At 40.1% G+C, this 17,404-nt stretch carries 14 protein-coding genes; 11 read left to right on the top strand and 3 right to left on the bottom strand.

Annotated elements, in window-relative coordinates; genetic code table 11:
- Positions 1-54: 54 nt before the first annotated feature.
- Positions 55-1,140: a glycosyltransferase family 4 protein gene (locus tag G1O98_RS04160; protein ID WP_163927420.1), complete on the bottom strand. Its 1,086-nt coding sequence runs from the start codon at positions 1,138-1,140 to the stop codon at positions 55-57.
- Between the two features lie 695 nt (positions 1,141-1,835).
- Between G1O98_RS04160 and G1O98_RS04165 the strand changes: the two genes are divergently transcribed.
- The 4 genes from G1O98_RS04165 to G1O98_RS04180 all read left to right on the top strand — a co-directional run bounded on the left by G1O98_RS04165 (position 1,836) and on the right by G1O98_RS04180 (position 6,465).
- Positions 1,836-2,639 (top strand): ABC transporter permease, encoded by an 804-nt coding sequence (locus G1O98_RS04165; RefSeq protein ID WP_163927421.1) that lies wholly within the window; start codon positions 1,836-1,838, stop codon positions 2,637-2,639.
- Positions 2,640-2,959: 320 nt separating this feature from the next.
- Positions 2,960-4,798, top strand: coding sequence for a bifunctional serine/threonine-protein kinase/formylglycine-generating enzyme family protein (locus tag G1O98_RS04170; RefSeq protein ID WP_175586522.1), 1,839 nt, complete (start codon positions 2,960-2,962; stop codon positions 4,796-4,798).
- 23 nt (positions 4,799-4,821) lie between these two features.
- Positions 4,822-5,283, top strand: a complete 462-nt coding sequence (locus tag G1O98_RS04175) for a hypothetical protein (protein WP_163927423.1) — start codon at positions 4,822-4,824, stop codon at positions 5,281-5,283.
- A gap of 507 nt (positions 5,284-5,790) precedes the next feature.
- Positions 5,791-6,465, top strand: coding sequence for a hypothetical protein (locus G1O98_RS04180; protein WP_163927424.1), 675 nt, complete (start codon positions 5,791-5,793; stop codon positions 6,463-6,465).
- Here the strand turns inward: G1O98_RS04180 and G1O98_RS04185 are convergent.
- Positions 6,452-7,993, bottom strand: coding sequence for an NAD(P)/FAD-dependent oxidoreductase (locus tag G1O98_RS04185; protein WP_163927425.1), 1,542 nt, complete (start codon positions 7,991-7,993; stop codon positions 6,452-6,454). The genes G1O98_RS04180 and G1O98_RS04185 overlap by 14 nt on opposite strands.
- A 338-nt stretch (positions 7,994-8,331) precedes the next feature.
- Between G1O98_RS04185 and G1O98_RS04195 the strand changes: the two genes are divergently transcribed.
- The 3 genes from G1O98_RS04195 to G1O98_RS04205 all read left to right on the top strand — a co-directional run bounded on the left by G1O98_RS04195 (position 8,332) and on the right by G1O98_RS04205 (position 11,846).
- A complete protein-coding gene (locus tag G1O98_RS04195) occupies positions 8,332-9,180 on the top strand; it encodes a prohibitin family protein (RefSeq protein ID WP_012409195.1) in 849 nt (282 codons plus the stop codon).
- Between the two features lie 246 nt (positions 9,181-9,426).
- A complete protein-coding gene (locus G1O98_RS04200; RefSeq protein WP_163927426.1) occupies positions 9,427-9,843 on the top strand; it encodes a DUF1824 family protein in 417 nt (138 codons plus the stop codon).
- A gap of 71 nt (positions 9,844-9,914) precedes the next feature.
- Positions 9,915-11,846: an ABC-F family ATP-binding cassette domain-containing protein gene (locus G1O98_RS04205; protein ID WP_163927427.1), complete on the top strand. Its 1,932-nt coding sequence runs from the start codon at positions 9,915-9,917 to the stop codon at positions 11,844-11,846.
- A 306-nt stretch (positions 11,847-12,152) separates the two neighbouring features.
- On the opposite strand, the gene G1O98_RS04210 is transcribed toward G1O98_RS04205, so the two are convergent.
- Entirely contained in the window at positions 12,153-15,665 is a 3,513-nt protein-coding gene (locus G1O98_RS04210) for a DUF4157 domain-containing protein (protein ID WP_202985783.1), read from the bottom strand.
- A gap of 329 nt (positions 15,666-15,994) precedes the next feature.
- Between G1O98_RS04210 and G1O98_RS38915 the strand changes: the two genes are divergently transcribed.
- The 4 genes from G1O98_RS38915 (at position 15,995) to G1O98_RS04225 (ending at position 17,297) form a co-directional block, all read left to right on the top strand.
- A complete protein-coding gene (locus G1O98_RS38915) occupies positions 15,995-16,183 on the top strand; it encodes a hypothetical protein (RefSeq protein ID WP_175586523.1) in 189 nt (62 codons plus the stop codon).
- Positions 16,147-16,338, top strand: a complete 192-nt coding sequence (locus G1O98_RS38920; protein WP_175586524.1) for a DUF3368 domain-containing protein — start codon at positions 16,147-16,149, stop codon at positions 16,336-16,338. Before G1O98_RS38915 ends, G1O98_RS38920 begins: the two co-directional genes overlap by 37 nt.
- A gap of 136 nt (positions 16,339-16,474) precedes the next feature.
- A complete protein-coding gene (locus tag G1O98_RS04220; RefSeq protein ID WP_163927428.1) occupies positions 16,475-16,732 on the top strand; it encodes a hypothetical protein in 258 nt (85 codons plus the stop codon).
- 169 nt (positions 16,733-16,901) lie between these two features.
- A complete protein-coding gene (locus G1O98_RS04225) occupies positions 16,902-17,297 on the top strand; it encodes a hypothetical protein (RefSeq protein ID WP_163927429.1) in 396 nt (131 codons plus the stop codon).
- The last annotated feature ends 107 nt before the right edge of the window (positions 17,298-17,404 follow it).

Genomic DNA, 17,404 nt, shown 5'->3' on the forward strand with positions numbered 1-17,404 from the left:
GAGTATCTAAAATCACAGCCAACTTCTTTTCAAACAACCTCTTAGGCACACAAATTAAATGCGATCGCTACTTAAACTAATCAAACTGCGTGAATGCCCATTCCGAGAAAATCGTTCTGCTATTATTTTTTGATAAACCGCTTCATAGCCATCAGTCATTTGCTCAACGCTGAAAAGGTCTTCGACATATTGGCGACAAGTATAGCGGTCTAACTCTATTACCCGATCCACAGCACTGATGCACTCTTGAAGATTATTGCAGAGGAAACCCGCCTTACCGTGGGAAATTACCTCTTGAGTAGATCCCAAGTTCATCGCAATCACTGGCGTACCCGAAGCCATTGACTCAACCATGACTAATCCAAAGGGTTCCCGCCAAGTAATGGGAAACAGAGTTGCAAATGCGCCTCCCATGAGAGCATTTTTCTGAGCATGATTAGCTTCACCCAAGTACTGAATTTGCTCTCCGTCAACGTGGGGTTTGATTTCTTTCTCAAAGTATTCCACATCAACGACATCTACCTTACCTGCCATTTTCAAGCACCACCCGGCTTGCTTTGCAATTTCTATTGCTAAATGCGCTCCCTTTTCAGGAGACATCCGACCCAAAAACGCTAAGTAAGGCGGATCTTCTGGTTGAGCGTGAAAATTATAACTGCTGACATTAATACCGTTGTAGACCGTTGCTATACAGTTCAACCCTAACCTTGGTTCTCGTTGTGCATCGGAAATACTGACGTAGGGTTGTTTTTTACCAAAACTAAACATCTTTTCGTTGTCAGGGGTAAAAATACCGTGCAACGTATGAACCGTAGGGGTTGTGACGAGATTTGCGTAAGCCAGTGCCCCATGCCCGATATGGGAGTGAATAATATCAAATTCTTCTGCGCGTTCATACACTGAAGCGAGATTCAGCATTTCATAAACGCTGTAATCTTTGATAGTGCGATCGAGTCTGAGGGCACGGGGATGGACTGACACAAGCTTTGCCAGACTGATAGAATCTCCCGATGCAAATAGAGTTACTTCGTGTCCGCGTCGGACTAATTCATCGGTCAGTAACCCCACTACTAACTCTATACCTCCATAAGCTGGAGGTGGAACTCTTTCCCATAATGGAGCTACTTGAGCAATTCTCATCACAAACCTCCTAAAAAATAAAACTAGAATTAGAAGTTTTTTATTTCTGTTGTCGTAGTGCTTGTAATTGATTCACTTGGCATCAGAAAGTAACTTCAGATACTAAACTTACTAACAATTTCCTTCAAATCTTATGCTGTTTCTTCTATATTCCTTGTCTATCCTAGTACGGAAATTACCCACTCCTAAAGAGGTAAATACATTCCTATATCTTAATTTTTAGTTGTTTAGTGTAATTTTGAATATAGATTTTTTGATTAATAATAACTTTATAAAATTGCCAAAACTCACTTTAAATAGTCATACTAGGCGATAAATATCCAATTTAGGTTATCAACTATCGGATTTACAAATATTAATTAAATAATAAAACGTGTAGGTACTCTTTGGGCGGCTTTCCGTACTCTAAAAGATAAACTGTAGCCGTCCAAAAGACAGATTTTGATAAATTAGGTATTTTGAAATCAAAAACAGCAATTTTGTTAGAAGTTTTATCCAAGTTTTTCAAGGTAACAATCAATTCTGTTCCTATTAACCTTATTTAAAGGCAATAAGAAGTCACGAGAATTTAATTTTTCTACCTCCATGAGTTAGATTCCTAGTAGTCCAAAGGGAGAAAACAGAGTTAAATCATTGACTTATTACATTAAATATGATATTTTGTATTGCTATCAATAAAAATCATATATATAAACGTGAATATCTCTCCATCTCTCAAAAAACCGCGTGTCTCATGGCAGGCGGTTTTCTCACTAGTAATATTTGTGTTCATGTACCTGCCTATACTGGTACTTAGCTTTTATAGCTTCAATCAGTCGCCCTATAGCGCAACTTGGCAAGGATTCACTCTCGATTGGTATCGCAAGTTGTTCAGCGACGATCGCATCTTATCAGCTTTGCAAAACAGTATGATAGTTGCTGGTTGTGCAGTTGGGGTTTCAGCCGTGCTGGGAACTTTGATGGCGGTTGGGTTAGCGCGTTACGAATTTCCTGGCAAGAAATTGTATCGGGGTGTTGCTTACTTACCATTAATTATTCCCGATATTGCGATCGCAGTGGCAACCCTAGTTTGTCTAGCCGCCTTTGCCATACCCCTAAGTTTGTGGACGATAGTTGCAGCGCATATCGTGTTTTGTCTAGCTTACGTAGGACTTGTAGTTGCTTCACGACTTACCAATTTAGATCCCCATTTAGAAGAAGCAGCACTAGATTTAGGCGCTACACCAACCCAAGCTTTCATTCAAGTATTATTACCTCAACTGATGCCTGGTATTTTGGCTGGTTGTCTTTTGGCCTTTGTCCTCAGCTTAGACGACTTTCTCATTTCTAGTTTTACTGCCGGTAGCGGTTCTAACACCCTACCAATGGAAATTTTTAGTCGGATTAGAACAGGAGTCAAGCCTGATATTAACGCTTTGAGTGTCATGTTGATTTCAGTATCTGCGATCGTTGCATTCATAGCTGAATTAATTCGCGCTTCTGGAGAAAATAAAAGCTAAAAATAAAACTTGTAATTAATAATCAAAATTATGGATAACTTGGTTCTCCGTGAACTTTTTTGGATGGAAAAAAAAGCTATATTCAAAGAGACGTTGCAATGTAAACTCTTCTACATTATTCATACTTATGTATTTGTATTTACCAATAGTTAAAAACGTCCCAACATAAATAAATATATAAAATTTATTCATCTTCTTGTTCTCGGGTTGAAAGAAGTTTAAGCACATGAATAAACTTCCGTGTTCGCTTCTCTACATAACTGTTTTCAATTAGATAATATTGGGGCTAACTTTGGAGAAAATGCTATTTCCCCCTCATTATGCAAATCTGCCAAAATCCCAATTGCTCAAATCCATTCAACTCTGATAGCAATAGATTTTGCGTGAGTTGCGGACAAAGCAGCTTTGGCAAACTTCTAAGAAGCCGTTACCGCGTATTAAGACTCTTAGGTGAAGGTGGATTTAGTAGAACCTATGCTACAGAGGATGTAGACAGACTAAACGCGCCTTGCGTCATCAAGCAATTTTTCCCCCAATTTCAGGGAACCGGACAACGCACCAAAGCAGCAGAATTTTTTAAAGAAGAGGCTTTTCGGTTGTATGAATTGGGAGAGAATCATACCCAAATTCCTAGATTACTAGCTTATTTTGAGCAAGGTGCTAGTTTGTATCTTGTCCAAGAATTCATTCAAGGAAAAACTCTCTTACAAGAAGTTCAGCAGCAAATCTATGGTGAAAAACAGATTTGGGAACTTTTAGCTGACTTATTGCCAGTTCTGGAATTTATTCATACCCATAACGTCATTCATCGGGATATCAAACCAGAAAATATTATCCGCCGTGCAAGCGATCAAAAACCCGTATTAATTGACTTTGGCGGTGCTAAACAAGTAACACAAACCAGTTTAGGAAGACAGGCTACAGTAATTTATACTCTTGGTTATGCCCCAACCGAACAAATGGCTGGATTTGCTTGTCACGGCAGTGATTTGTATGCTTTAGGTGTAACTTGTGTGCGTCTTTTAACTCGATGTTTACCTTTGCAGGATGCTTCTGGACAGGTTAATGACCCTATTTATGATGCCATGAATGCTAAATGGTTGTGGCGCGAACGATTACAAGAAAAAAGTATTACTATTAGCGACGACTTAGGGAAAATTTTAGAGAAGTTACTAAAACATCTACCCAGTGAAAGATATCAAACAGCAGTAGAAGTTATCAATGATTTGAAATTTGCAACATCGAATATTGAACCTGTTGCCCTGAAAATCGTTTCGATGTCTCAACCTATATTACCGCCGCTACCACAAAAAATAATAGTACCATTACCTCCCTTAGAAACTTTTGAATTTGACGTAGTGACAGTAGACACAGGTGGTAGAGAAGTAAACCGCATGAGTGGTAATGCCAACTTCTTTGCGGAAGAATTGGGTAAATCTGTCACCTTAGAAATGGTATCGATTCCTGGCGGTACTTACATGATGGGTTCACCGGAGTTTGAAGGAGATGCTGATGAACGTCCTCGGCATAAAGTTACCGTCGAACCATTTTTTATGGGAAAATTTCCCGTAACTCAAGCACAGTGGAGAGTAGTAGCAGCTTTACCAAAAATCAAACAAGCTTTAAATCCCAATCCATCAAAATTTAAAGGTTTAGATAGACCAGTAGAAAATGTATCTTGGTATGAGGCTGTAGAATTCTGTCTCAGACTATCAGAAAAAACTGGACGCGACTATCGTTTACCCAGTGAGGCTGAATGGGAATATGCTTGTCGGGCTGGAACTACAACATCCTTCCACTTTGGCGAAACCATTACCTCTGAGTTAGTCAGTTGCACTATTGAAACAGCAAGCAAATTTCGTAGAGAAACAACCAACGTCGGTAGTTTTGAAGTCGCCAATGCCTTTGGATTATACGATATGCACGGGCTAGTTTGGGAATGGTGCGCTGACTCGTGGCACAACAATTACAGTGATGCACCTTCAGATGGTACAGCCTGGGAAGTTGGCGGTGATATTAATCGCCGAGTGCTACGTGGTGGTTCTTGGAGTTTCAATGCCGAACTGTGTCGCAGCGCCAGTCGTAGCTGGAATGAGTCAGACGGTGGGCTAAGAGTTTGTGGCTTTAGAGTAGTATTTTCTGTAGAGGAGATTATTTAGCAATTTAATTTAGAGTAGAAATTATGAAAGAGAAAATTGAGAGAGGAGACATAGTACTTATTAATAAAATTGGAAAATATCACAACCAAGTGGGTGAAGTTAGTGGCATTGATTACAATATTTTCTTCGTCAAAATAGTAGTAGTGAAGTTAGGCAATCAAGAAGAAACATTTGAGGAGAAAGATTTACAATTACAAACTAAAAAACCGAGTATTGAAGAAGTCGTCGCATCGCTAGACAAAATTTTAGAACAAGTTGGGCAGATTACTAACTTGCCGACCAAAGAACAAGTAGAGTTACCCAATCGTTTGAAATATCTCAAATTAGATATTCCTAAACTAGAGAAGCAGTTAATTCAGAAAAATTTCGGCAGTATAGCTCAAATATTCGTAGCAATAAGAGAAGAACATTCATCAGCAAGCTTTTGGCAGGAAATAGATTCTAATTTGAAGAAAATAAGCTGGTGGATTAGAACAAGTTTGTGAATGAACTTGTTCTAATCCACCCTATGCCTTAAAAAGGGGGAACCCGGATCAAAGTCCCCCAATTTATCGGAGGATTTAGGGGGATCTAAAACTTTGGATACCGAATAATAAAACTTTTTAAACATTCTCTTAACCTAATCTTATCAAGAATTAGAGGAAAAATTTATCTTTGACCACATCATTATTGCTTGATTTAAGGCTAAATAATTGAGGTTAGGTATGATTAAACTTAACTATATTTTTACATAATTTTATCTTTAATGCCTTGCCCCTTATGTCTTATACTTTTTTAAGCAGTGAATTTTATTTGTACCCATCTACTTTACTTTGTATTTATAACTGTATGATTGAAATTTTGATATTAACTTGACATTTCCCTCATCCAATCTTTAAAAAAGTGTTTTTTTACCTCTTGAGAGTAACTATTTAGTGGAAATATATAAGTTTTTAAATTAATAGATAAAAAAAATTAGATAAAATAAACTACAAAGATCATCAGGGATATATATGCGTTTTTCTCAGTTTGCAGGGATTGTTGGTTGTACTACCGCAGCTTTTATATCAATTGCACCAATGCAGGTAGAAGCTGCAACTTTTAAAGTGATCTCAGGAGTTACTAGCATTGATCGCGATCATGAGGATATTCTCAAAAGTATCGGGCTAAACTTGACAGGTAGCAATAATACAGTTGCACCAATTCCCAGCAATTATTTAGTTGGCTTCAACATCGACTCAGCTACTAACTTTACATTTAGCGACGAAGACAGTTTTACTCCGCTCTCAGGTACAATCGAGCATACTGGCACTGTTACCTTCAATAATCAAATTACTGTTGGTGAGTTTTCAATTGGTTTTGCTCCAGAACGTATTGTTAATGATGCTAGCGGATTTTTTTTAAGAGACACACTTTCTTTAAATACAGTTTTGTTTGATTTGAGTATTTCAGAACCTGTGGTATTTGATGGTCAAAATTTAACCATCCCTGATGTCAAATTGCTGGTTTCTCCAGAGTTTGCAAAAATACTAGGGAACCCTGACTTGACAGGTTTATTTGCTGGAACTGCACGAATTGATGCTCAAGTTGCTGCCGTACCCGAACCTGATAGTGTGCTAGCAGTTTTGGCAGCAGGTGCGGCTCTCTTGGCAACTAGATTTTATACTCGAAAAATTAAATGTATTTGATATCTTGAAGCATTGCTAAATGCTTATTAACTGGTGCAAGGGTATTGGCAGCAATCAGCCCACTAGCGGCGACTGCTGGTAAACCAATACCGGGAAATGTTGAGTCGCCACAGCACATCAATCCTGGTAGGGGTGTGCTGGGGCCAGGAAACATACCGCTTCCAGCCTGAATTGCCGGGCCGTAAGAACCTTGGTGACGGCGGAGATAACGCTCGTGAGTTAGAGGTGTACCAACAAGTGTGACTTCGCAGCGAGAGCGAATGTCTGGAATTATCCGCTGTAGCGCTTGCCACATTACTTCTGCACGCGATCGCTTTTGCTCGGCATATTCTTGACTCCTTCTATCCATTCCCTGCCAGATAGAGTATGGCTCATTACCAGGTGTATACACATGAATCACGTGTTTACCTGCTGGCGCTAAAGATGGATCGAGAACTGAAGGGATAGAGATCACCACTACATTTTGAGGCGCTGTTACGCCCAATTCCCAGTTATTGACTACGATGTAATGACACCGCAAATTTGACTGTAATCCTTGAGCATCAATGCCTAAATGCAGGTGCATAAAGCTATCACACTCAGGTGTAGCTTGTCGTTTGCTGCGGTACTGTTTGGGTATTGCCTTTTCTGGTAGTAACTTTAGCGTGTCCCAAACCGAGGCATTAGAAATCACTGCTCGCCGCGCCCGGATTTCGGAGCGATCGCGCAGACGCACACCCACCGCCCGATTACCTTCTACCAGCACTTCTTCTACATGAGCGCCTAGCATCAGCTTACCACCGTGATGCTCTAATCCTTGTACAAGGCTGTCAACTAAAGCACTACTACCACCAATGGGATATTCCAGGATTGCATCTGGGCGATACCAGTCCGCAAACATAAATGCTACCTCTGCGGCGCTAGTACCATCTGCGGGCAATCCAGAAAGTAGAAAGCACAGCAAATTTAGCCAGTTTCGGGTAAAAGAGTCTTTAACAACCTCATCCATAATCCGGCTGAAGGGACCCGTCAGCTTGATTATATTTGCCACATTTTTTGTCAGAGATGGGACAAACGGGCCCACAGTTCTCGCTGCACCAAAATCAAAGCGTAATGCGGCTGGTGGTATGGAAGTTGCAGCCTTAGCAAATGGTTCCATAACGCGCTGGAGTTCTTGCCATTCAGCAACAGCATCACCACCACAAAATTTCATTAGCACTTCACAAAATTGCTCTGCACCAACCGCCGTGTCAAAATCACCTTCTGGTAGACAACAACCCCAAGTATCGTAGGTGACGCATGGCAATTCAGAACCAATTGCATCTAACACTTGTCGCAAAGGGTTAGCAGAGGGGCTGTAAGATAGTCCAGAATAGAGAGACGGGCCAGAGTCGAACTTGAAACCATTGCGCTCAAAACCATGAGCAGCGCCTCCAGCAATGGAGTGGCTTTCGCAGACTATCACATCAAAGCCATACCGTGCCAAAAGAGCAGCACAACTCAAACCGCCAATACCGCTACCAATAACAACTATATCTGTGTTTTGCATATCCCTGATGTTTGCAACAATAAATTAAAACAGTTGTGGAAACTTGGATAATATCATCCGCTCCCCCATCCAGAAACCGCTCTAATTGTTTAGTATCATCACTAAGGATGGACAATGGGGAATGGGGAATGGGGAATGGTGAATGGTGAATGGTGAATGGTGAATGGGGAATGGGGAATTGGGAATTGGAAATTGGGAATGGGGAATGGGGAATTGGGAATGGGGAATTGGGAGAAGGGGAATAATTATGCCCAATGATAAATGACCAATGACAAATGACAAATGACCAATGACAAATGACAAATGACAAATGACTAATTCTTATTGGAGAAAGGAATTTGAAAAATCAGCAATTTGGAAATTGGCAAACCACAGTTTTAGGAATTGTGTTAGCAACACTAGTGATTTTGGGACTAAATTCCTTTATCATTATTAACCCAGGGGAAGCAGGAGTCATCAGCATCTTAGGTAAAGCTAGAGATGGCGCTTTATTAGAAGGGATTCACGTGAAACCGCCTTTTATCTCAGTGATAGATGTGTATGATTTAACTGTTCAAAAATTTGAAGTGCCAGCCGAGAGTTCTACAAAAGATTTGCAGAATTTATCTGCGAGATTTGCGATCAACTTTCGCCTTGATCCTATCAAAGTAGTTGAAGTTAGAAGAAAACAAGGAACCTTAGCAAATATAGTATCAAAAATCATTGCACCTCAGACACAAGAAGCATTTAAAATTGCAGCAGCTAGAAGAACAGTAGAAGAAGCAATTACTAAAAGAAGTGAATTAAAAGAAGACTTCGATCAAGCGTTAGGCGATCGCTTAGACAAATATGGGATAATTGTGTTAGATACTAGCGTAGTTGATTTAGCATTCTCACCAGAATTTGCCAGAGCAGTGGAAGAAAAACAAATTGCTGAACAACGGGCACAAAGAGCCGTTTATGTAGCACGGGAAGCAGAACAAGAAGCACAAGCAGATGTGAATCGTGCCAAAGGTAGAGCAGAAGCTCAAAGACTTTTAGCAGAGACACTCAAAGCCCAAGGAGGACAGTTAGTTTTACAAAAAGAAGCAATTGAAGCTTGGAAGAGTGGCGGCGCTCAAATGCCCAAAGTCCTCGTTATGGGTGGCGACTCAAAAAGCGGTGTACCCTTCATATTCAACCTGGGAAATGTCCCAAATCAACCGTAAGTAGTTGGCATTAGATAACAAGCTCTCTATTATAGAATTTGCTCTGACTTTCAGACAAATTCTCCAATACTTGGATGATTTGCAATCTAAAATCGTTCGATTGAGCGACTTGTGCCGAGCATCTCGACTTCGCTCGATGGAACCGGAGCCGAGGTAAGCCGAAGTCTAAAATCCACAATAGTATAAGTTGGGCTAGTCCCAACTCAAACACAACAGAAAAACCAACAAGTTCATCAATCAAAGTTTATGTCAACCCCCAATCCTCATAATCTCACCGTCGAAGAAGCGAAAAAATTACTGAATAAATTTAACTGTCTAGACATTGCACCTATTCTCAAGCCATCAGAAAAAGCAGTAATTCGTGATGCCCTAATTTTGGTAACTAAACTTGCTGATTATCAAATTTTAGGAATTTGTGCCGATACAGCAGAAGAAGGAATACTGGCTATGAAGACCTACTCTTTGGCTTTGGGTTATGAACCACCAAACAATTTGCTCACACCTGAAGGGCCAGTTTATATCAAATTAAATGGTAAAAATGGCTTGTGCTATCTTGATTCTTATGCTGGACATCATCGTGGAGTACTAGTATCTTGTCAGTCTTACCACGAAGACGGAATCAACGAAATGTATGGACATTTACCTTTGGATTTATTTGTATAGAATTCGGCGAATGTAGGTAAGGTATGTGCTTTACCTACTAACTAACGATCAATGAAAAATTACTAGATTTTATGAGTATTATTACACTTCAGTCGGTTAAAAAAGACTTTGGCATCAAAGAAGTTTTAAAAGATGCCAGCTTTAGCCTTGATGCTACCGATAAAGTTGGCTTAATTGGTACTAATGGTTCGGGAAAATCAACCCTATTAAAAATGATTGCCGGGTTAGAATCCATTGATAGCGGTCAAATTATAATTAACTCCGGTTCTAAAATCATCTACTTACCACAGCAGCCAGATTTAGATGAAAATCACACAGTTTTAGAGCAAGTTTTTGCTGACAGTGGCGAACATACAGCTTTAGTGCGTGAGTATGAAGAACTATCAGATAAATTAGCTCACTATCCAGATGATAACCAACTGATGTCTCGCCTTTCTGCGGTGATGCAAAAGATGGATACAAATGATGCTTGGGAACTAGAAACTAATGCTAAAATCATCCTCACAAAATTAGGAATTTCTGACTTTGATGCCAAGATAGGTACTTTATCTGGAGGCTATCGCAAGCGCATTGCTTTAGCATCAGCCTTGCTAGCAGAACCCGATGTTTTGCTGATGGATGAGCCGACAAACCATTTGGATGCTCTTTCTGTAGAATGGTTACAAAGTTATTTAAATCGCTATCGCGGCGCACTTTTTCTAATCACCCACGATCGCTATTTTTTGGATCGTGTCACCAATCGAATCGTAGAAATTGACCGAGGCGACATTTACACTTATTCCGGTAACTATTCATATTACCTCGAAAAGAAAGCTTTAGCTGAAGAATCTGCAATCAGTAGTCAACGGAAACATCAAGGCTTATTGCGACGCGAGTTAGAATGGCTCAAAAAAGGGCCAAAAGCTAGAAGTACTAAGCAAAAAGCTAGAATTGACCGCGCTCATGCTCTGCGGGATACAGAATTTAAAGAAGTTCAGGGTAAAGTTGATATTTCTACAGTTGGTCGTCGCATTGGCAAAAAGGTTATTGAATTAAATAACGTTTCTAAGGCATACAATGGACGCACCCTAATTAATAATTTTACCTACGAATTTAGTCCAGAAGACCGCATCGGCATCATCGGCGCTAACGGTGCTGGTAAATCCACTTTAATGGATATTATCACTGGTCAGATTCAGCCAGATTCAGGTGTTGCAGAAATTGGGACTACAATTCACATCGGTTATTTTGACCAGCATTCTGAAGAATTGCTCACAGCTTTAAACGAAAATCAGCGCGTGATTGACTACATCAAAGAAGAAGGTGAATTTATCAAAATTACCGATGGGACTCAAATTACCGCCTCGCAAATGTTAGAGCGGTTTTTGTTTCCTGGTAATCAACAGTATGCCCCAATTAATAAACTTTCTGGTGGTGAGAAACGCCGTTTATTTCTGTTGCGGGTTTTGATGAGTGCGCCCAATGTTTTGATTTTAGATGAACCGACAAACGATTTAGATGTTCAAACATTGGCAGTACTAGAGGATTATTTAGAAGATTTTGTCGGGTGTGTAATTGTAGTTTCTCACGATCGCTACTTTCTCGATCGCACCATCGACACAGTATTTTCCTTTGAAGAAGGCGGTAATCTCCGGCAATATCCAGGTAATTACTCGATTTATCTGGACTATAAGAAGGCTGAAGAGGCACAGCAACAAGCTGCGAACACTAAGGAGAAGCCCAAAAATGTCGAAGTTCAAAATAATGGTGCGGCTTCACCCAAGGATGTAGAGAATACCAAGCGGCGGAGATTATCCAATTGGGAAAAGAAAGAATTTGAGCAGTTGGAAGGTAAAATTGCCGAGTTAGAGGCTGAGAAAGAAGAAGCCGAGAAAACACTAGGGAATGTTTCACCGGGGAATTACAGCGAAGTGCAGAAATTGTATGATCATGTGGAAAAGCTCAAGCACGCGATCGATGTGGCAACTGAACGCTGGTTAGAATTAGCAGAGATGGAGTCTTAATTAAGTAGGGTGCGTTGTCACAAAGTGCAACGCAGCATTTAAATATCTATTGTGGTGCGTTACGGGGTTACGCGTAACACACCTTACTGGCGTGGCAAGACTAAAATGTTGCATTACATTTTGTAGGTTGGGTCGTTCACATCAGCGTCGCGCAGCAAAGTATGAGATCCAACACCTGTATTAATGTTGGGTTTTACCCTGCGGGGATCTTGCTACGTTCCTCAAGCAAAACTACATTTAATACAGTAATTTAGCTGTGCCACGCCACTACCAGAATGAAATATAGATTCTTCAAAAAATTGAAACTTATTCTTCATCATCATCTTGCTTGAGTTCGTCTGTTTCATCACCAAACTTATTGGTACGAGAATAGCCGTCAAAATCTTCTACTGATTTATTTTCAGCCTCAATTTCCTGCTTGAGTTCGTCTGTTTCATCACCAAACTTATTGGTACGCGAATAGTCGTCAAAATCTTCTATTGATTTATTTTCAGGCTCAATTTCCTGCTTGAGTTCGTCTGTTTCATCACCAAACTTATTGGTACGAGAATAGCCGTCAAAATCTTCTGCTGATTTATTTTCAGCCCCAATTTCATGCTTGCGTTTTTCTGCTTTATCCTTAAATTTATTAGTGCGGTCATCGTCGTCATTATTTTCAGCCTCAACTTTCTGCTTGCTTTTCTTTGCTGAATCATTTTCAGCTTGTTTATTCTCCAGCTTTTTATCTGTGTAGAATTTTTCTGCACCACCTGGGTGATATTCACCATCTGGTTTCTCGTTGGTCACTATGAACAGGGGCACTTTAATATTTACACTCTTATGTTCTTTAAGCTCGTCTAAAACTTGAAAAATGTGTTTTTCACTTGTGCGATAGTGGCCGGACTTGTTGCTAATCTCTTTAAGTTCACCGGATGAATTAGTCCTTAATTCACCTGCACCTGCTACAGCACCACCAGCAAGGAAACTAGAATGATGGAATTGCCCAATTTTGTGCGTTCCTCCATAGAATTCCCCATTAGGGTTCATCACATAGATAGCTGCACCTCTGCCCCAGAATGCTGTATGCATCTTAGTAGTATCGAAAGGCTTGCCATTTTGAGAGAATTTATTGTTAATTGAGAGGTGGAATTGCTCTCGTTCTGGTTGAGTGGTCAGGTACTGAGTTTTGTAATTAGCAAACTGAGATTCATCTAGTTCCTTCGTTGAAGAATCTTTTAGTTTGAATTCTTGGTCTTCTAATTTGTCTGAAAACCATTTGATTAGCCACTTTTGCTCCTCTATTTTTGTTTCGAGGAGTGCTTTGCTTCGATCGTTTAGATCATCTAAACCTTTTGATTCCTCAAGTTGTTTTAACCGATTTTCAGCTTCAATGAATTTCTGTATGGTCTTTTGGGCATTCTCTAGTACGAATTTCTTTGACGAGACAAACTCTTCATTCCCTTGCTCGATGTATTGAGTTTTTACTTTCAGCAAATCTTTGTAACGTGAACCCTTCGCAATTTCATTTAGGTCTTTATCAGTACGAGGTATTGATGATCGTATTTGTTGTTCCTTGCTTCTTTCTTTGTAATTAGCTTCCACCTCTTCATATTGTTTGTAAAAATTAGCTGCACCACCTTCGTATAAACCTTCCTGATTCATTAGAGAAAGTGGGATATTCAGATTGACTCCTTTACTTTTTAGCTGAGTCAATACCTGGAACATCTGATCTTGATCGGGTTGGTAATGACCACTTTTGTTGTTAATTTGCTGAAGAGAGCCAGATGAATTCGTCTTTAGTTCACCCGCACCCGCTACAGCACCCCCAGCAAGGAAACTGGAATGGTGAAATAACCCAACTTTGGAATTTCCTGCATAGAATTCTCCATTTGGATCCATCACATAGAGTGACCATCCTCTACCTTGAAATGTAGTAAACATATTGGTAGTGTCAAACTTCAGTTTATTCTGATATAGCTGACCGTTTGTAATAGTGAGATGAAATTTATCTCGTTCGTGTTCTGTTGTCAGATACTCGACCTTATATTTTGATACATCTGTATCTAATTCTCCCGTGTCTGGATTGATTGTAATTTTTTGATCTATTATTTTCTCCTTGAGCATTTGTATCCATTCTTCTTGTTCAGCTATTTCTTCTTCATCTATTTCTTCTGCGTTTTTTAATGTCTTTAGTTTTTCCTGTCTTTCAGATAAATCTTTTAAGACTCTTTCCATAAAAGCCTGTGTTGGATTAGATGAACTTTTATATTCCTGACCGTATAGCTTTTCATCGACTATCTTTGACAGGTATTTATAAATTGATTTGTCAGCAATTTTTTGAAGGTCTTCTCCATTTTTCGGTCTCCGCGCTTCAATGTCTTGGAATTTCAGTTGCTCCCATTTAGGAAGAACATCTTTCCACTCCTGATTCGTGTATTGAGGACTGTGGATAACTTCATCAATATTTCTCTGCTCTTTTATAGAATCAGTTAACAGTTCCTTGATATCGTGAGTCTTTTTCCCTTTCTTGTGTTTATCAACATAAGTATTTGTCTTATTGAGAAGTATACCCAAGTAAGTTTTTATACTTTCTCCTTGTTCTTCTCTATTTCTTGAATCATCACTAATTACCCCATTGGCTCTGTAATGGGTATGGTAAGCATCAAGAGCAGTGAACACTTCTTGCAAATCTTTGTTTGGCTTGTTGAATAGCCCCATTAATTTTCTTTGACTGAAGTCAGACTTTAACTCATTTGTAGTTCGCAAGCATTGGAGACTCTGTGTTTGAGCCATACTAATAGCGGGTGAGTAAACTGGCGCTTGTTGATACGCTGGTGGCTTTATAGTGTCTCTTAATTTACCTTGAACAGTAGTTTCTCTTTGTACTGCGCCACCACTCTGCTGCACCACATGAGTCAATTCATGCGCCAACAATTCTTGCCCTCCCTGGCTCCTTGGCTCATACGTCCCCTGTCGAAAGAAAACATCCTGTCCCGTTGTAAATGCCTTCGCCTGTATCGACTGATTCAACTGGTTAGCCTGGGAACCAGTATGAATCCGCACTCCACTAAAATCTGCACCAAATGCCTGCTCCATCGGTACTCTGATGCTGTCAGCCAACGGCTGTCCACTACCCCTAGCCCGTTGTATCTCTGCTGACAAATTAGGTGATGCTGCCATACCACCGCTTGTCACAGGTTGCACCATCGGCTTCATTTGCAGTTCATCTTCTTCATCAGGCAGTTCTTCCCGTTGCAGTGAAGGACTTTCTCCCAAAGGTTTCATTTGTAATTGTTTTTTTTCTTCTTCAGGCAATTCCTCTCGCTGGATACTGCCCCCTGCTGTCATTTGTAATTCTTCTTCATTAGACAATTCTTCTCGCTGAAGTTTCTCACTCTGTGGCTGATGAATCTTTTGCACCACCTGACGTGCTGTTGCGTCAGCTTCCTGCTCATACTTATCTCCAGGCTCCCCAATCGTCAGTTTTTCCTGAATTAGTGTTGGTGTATCTGGTCTTCTTAGTGGAATATTGGCAAAGTTATGACTAAATTGAGTTGCGTGTTCCAGTCGAGAATTTAATAATCCATCCATCTTGGCTTGCAATACAGTCAGCCGTTCCTGCCCCTCTGGTGTAATCGTCTTATGCTTGGCCTGTAACTCCAGTCTTGTTGCCTCCATTTTTTGCTCTGTAAAGGCAACATCACTTATGTTTGTTTGCGATTTGGGTGAAACTGATACTTTTTGAATTTGGCTCCCAAACGGTCTATACGCCAATTGAAGGTTTTTTTCTGGTGCTGGAGAATTGGAAAAGATGGATGAGGAAGTTTTTGGCAATTTCATATTTTCCCTTGTTTTTACAACTTTTTTATTTGCACAGCCGCGCCAGTTATTTTAAGGAGATATGCAAGACTTTGGTTGCGTTGAGTTTGATACCATTGATACCAGGCTCAACATCTTTAAGATAGATAAGTTTTTGTAAGATAAAGTACCTTAATTCTGTTAATATATTTAGGCTTACAATCGCATGGCTTTTTGCTTTTTTTAACTATAATCCCTCTTTAGTCACTCTGGAAAGACAAAAATACTATGCCTAAGAGGTTGTCATTCCTAGCGGTGTTGTTAAAGAAATCTGCATTGCACCAAATAATGACCCTGCAAAACTCTGGATTTTGAATGAAGGAACTAGCTATATTCAAGATGTGGAACAAGTCGATCCAGTGATTGCTGCATGGGGTCTTGGTTTGGGAGAAAGTCACGTTCTCACCTGGATATATAACAATCCTGGCTATGAAGCAATTTTAGACGATGCCTGCGGCGGGCTATGCCTACGCGCCGCAAAACCGCAGCACTTGCTTTAGAGATTCCGGTGCGGGGAACTCTCGGTGTTATTCTGCTTGCGAAACGGGAAGGTAAGATAGAAGCCGCTAAACCGATTTTTGAACAACTAATTCAGGTTGGTTTTAGAGTCAGTACACAAGTTTTGGAGTCAGCACTTAAACTTGTTGGTGAGTAGTGTACTAAATATGTAGATTTATCTTATAGGCAAAAAGCGATCGCACTTCCACAACACGCTACTATCTCTCATAAAATGCGTTGTTTACCGCAGTAGGCATCGCCTACAAAAGTTTTACCTACACACTCCCAACAAATTGAAGCAGGTTCACAACTTACGGGAGCAGCTTCGCAACTTACGGGAGCAGCTACACAACTTACGGGAGCAGCTACACAACTTACGGGAGCAGCTACACAACTTACGGGAGCAGCTTCGCAACTTATGGGAGCAGCTTCGCAACTTATGGGAGCAGCTTCGCAACTTACGAGAGCAGCTTCGCAACTTATGGGAGCAGCTTCGCAACTTACGAGAGCAGCTTCGCAACTTATGGGAGCAGTCTCCCTTAAAGTTTTGATGAAGCTTAAACAATTATCTCTATAAATACCAACATTTAGTAATTAAGTTACGAAAAATTACTGTTATCAATCAAAAACTTTAGTAAAAATATTTGCGACTTTTACTGAACCGGAACATAGTTTAATTGAGGCAAGCTAGCTCTAGGAGCATCTTAAAGGAGTAATTTTATGTCTCGAAAAAAACGCACATCCCGCATTCTAGAAAAAGCTCAGTTAAGATCCGCCGGACTGAAATCGATTGTTCCAAGCATCAAATTTGATGAAGATTATAGTCTAGAAAAATTAGTTGAGTCAATCGACCAGTTACGCAACAAAATTGATGTTTATAATACTGCTCTGTCTGTAGTTGACTCTTCTAAAACTGAAATTGAAGAGATGGAAAAAAACTTGAGTCAGCTTTCTGAGAAGATGCTGATGGTGGTTGCAATCAAGTACGGCAAAGACAGCCGCGAATATGAGATGGCGGGTGGTGTTCGCTATAGCGATCGCATCCGCAAAATTAGGTCGAGCCGCTTGAAAAATGTTGCAGAGCAAGCATCAGATGAAAATGCTAAAACTGCATAGAGGGGCTTAAATCTGTTGTCTGATAAATTGGACGTTATACCCATTTAATGTGAAGTTGCACATATCTTGATCCCCCTAAATCCCCCTTAAAAAGGGGGACTTTGATA

Source organism: Nostoc sp. UIC 10630 (assembly GCF_010747425.1).
In the GTDB taxonomy this organism is placed as follows: Bacteria; Cyanobacteriota; Cyanobacteriia; order Cyanobacteriales; family Nostocaceae; genus Nostoc.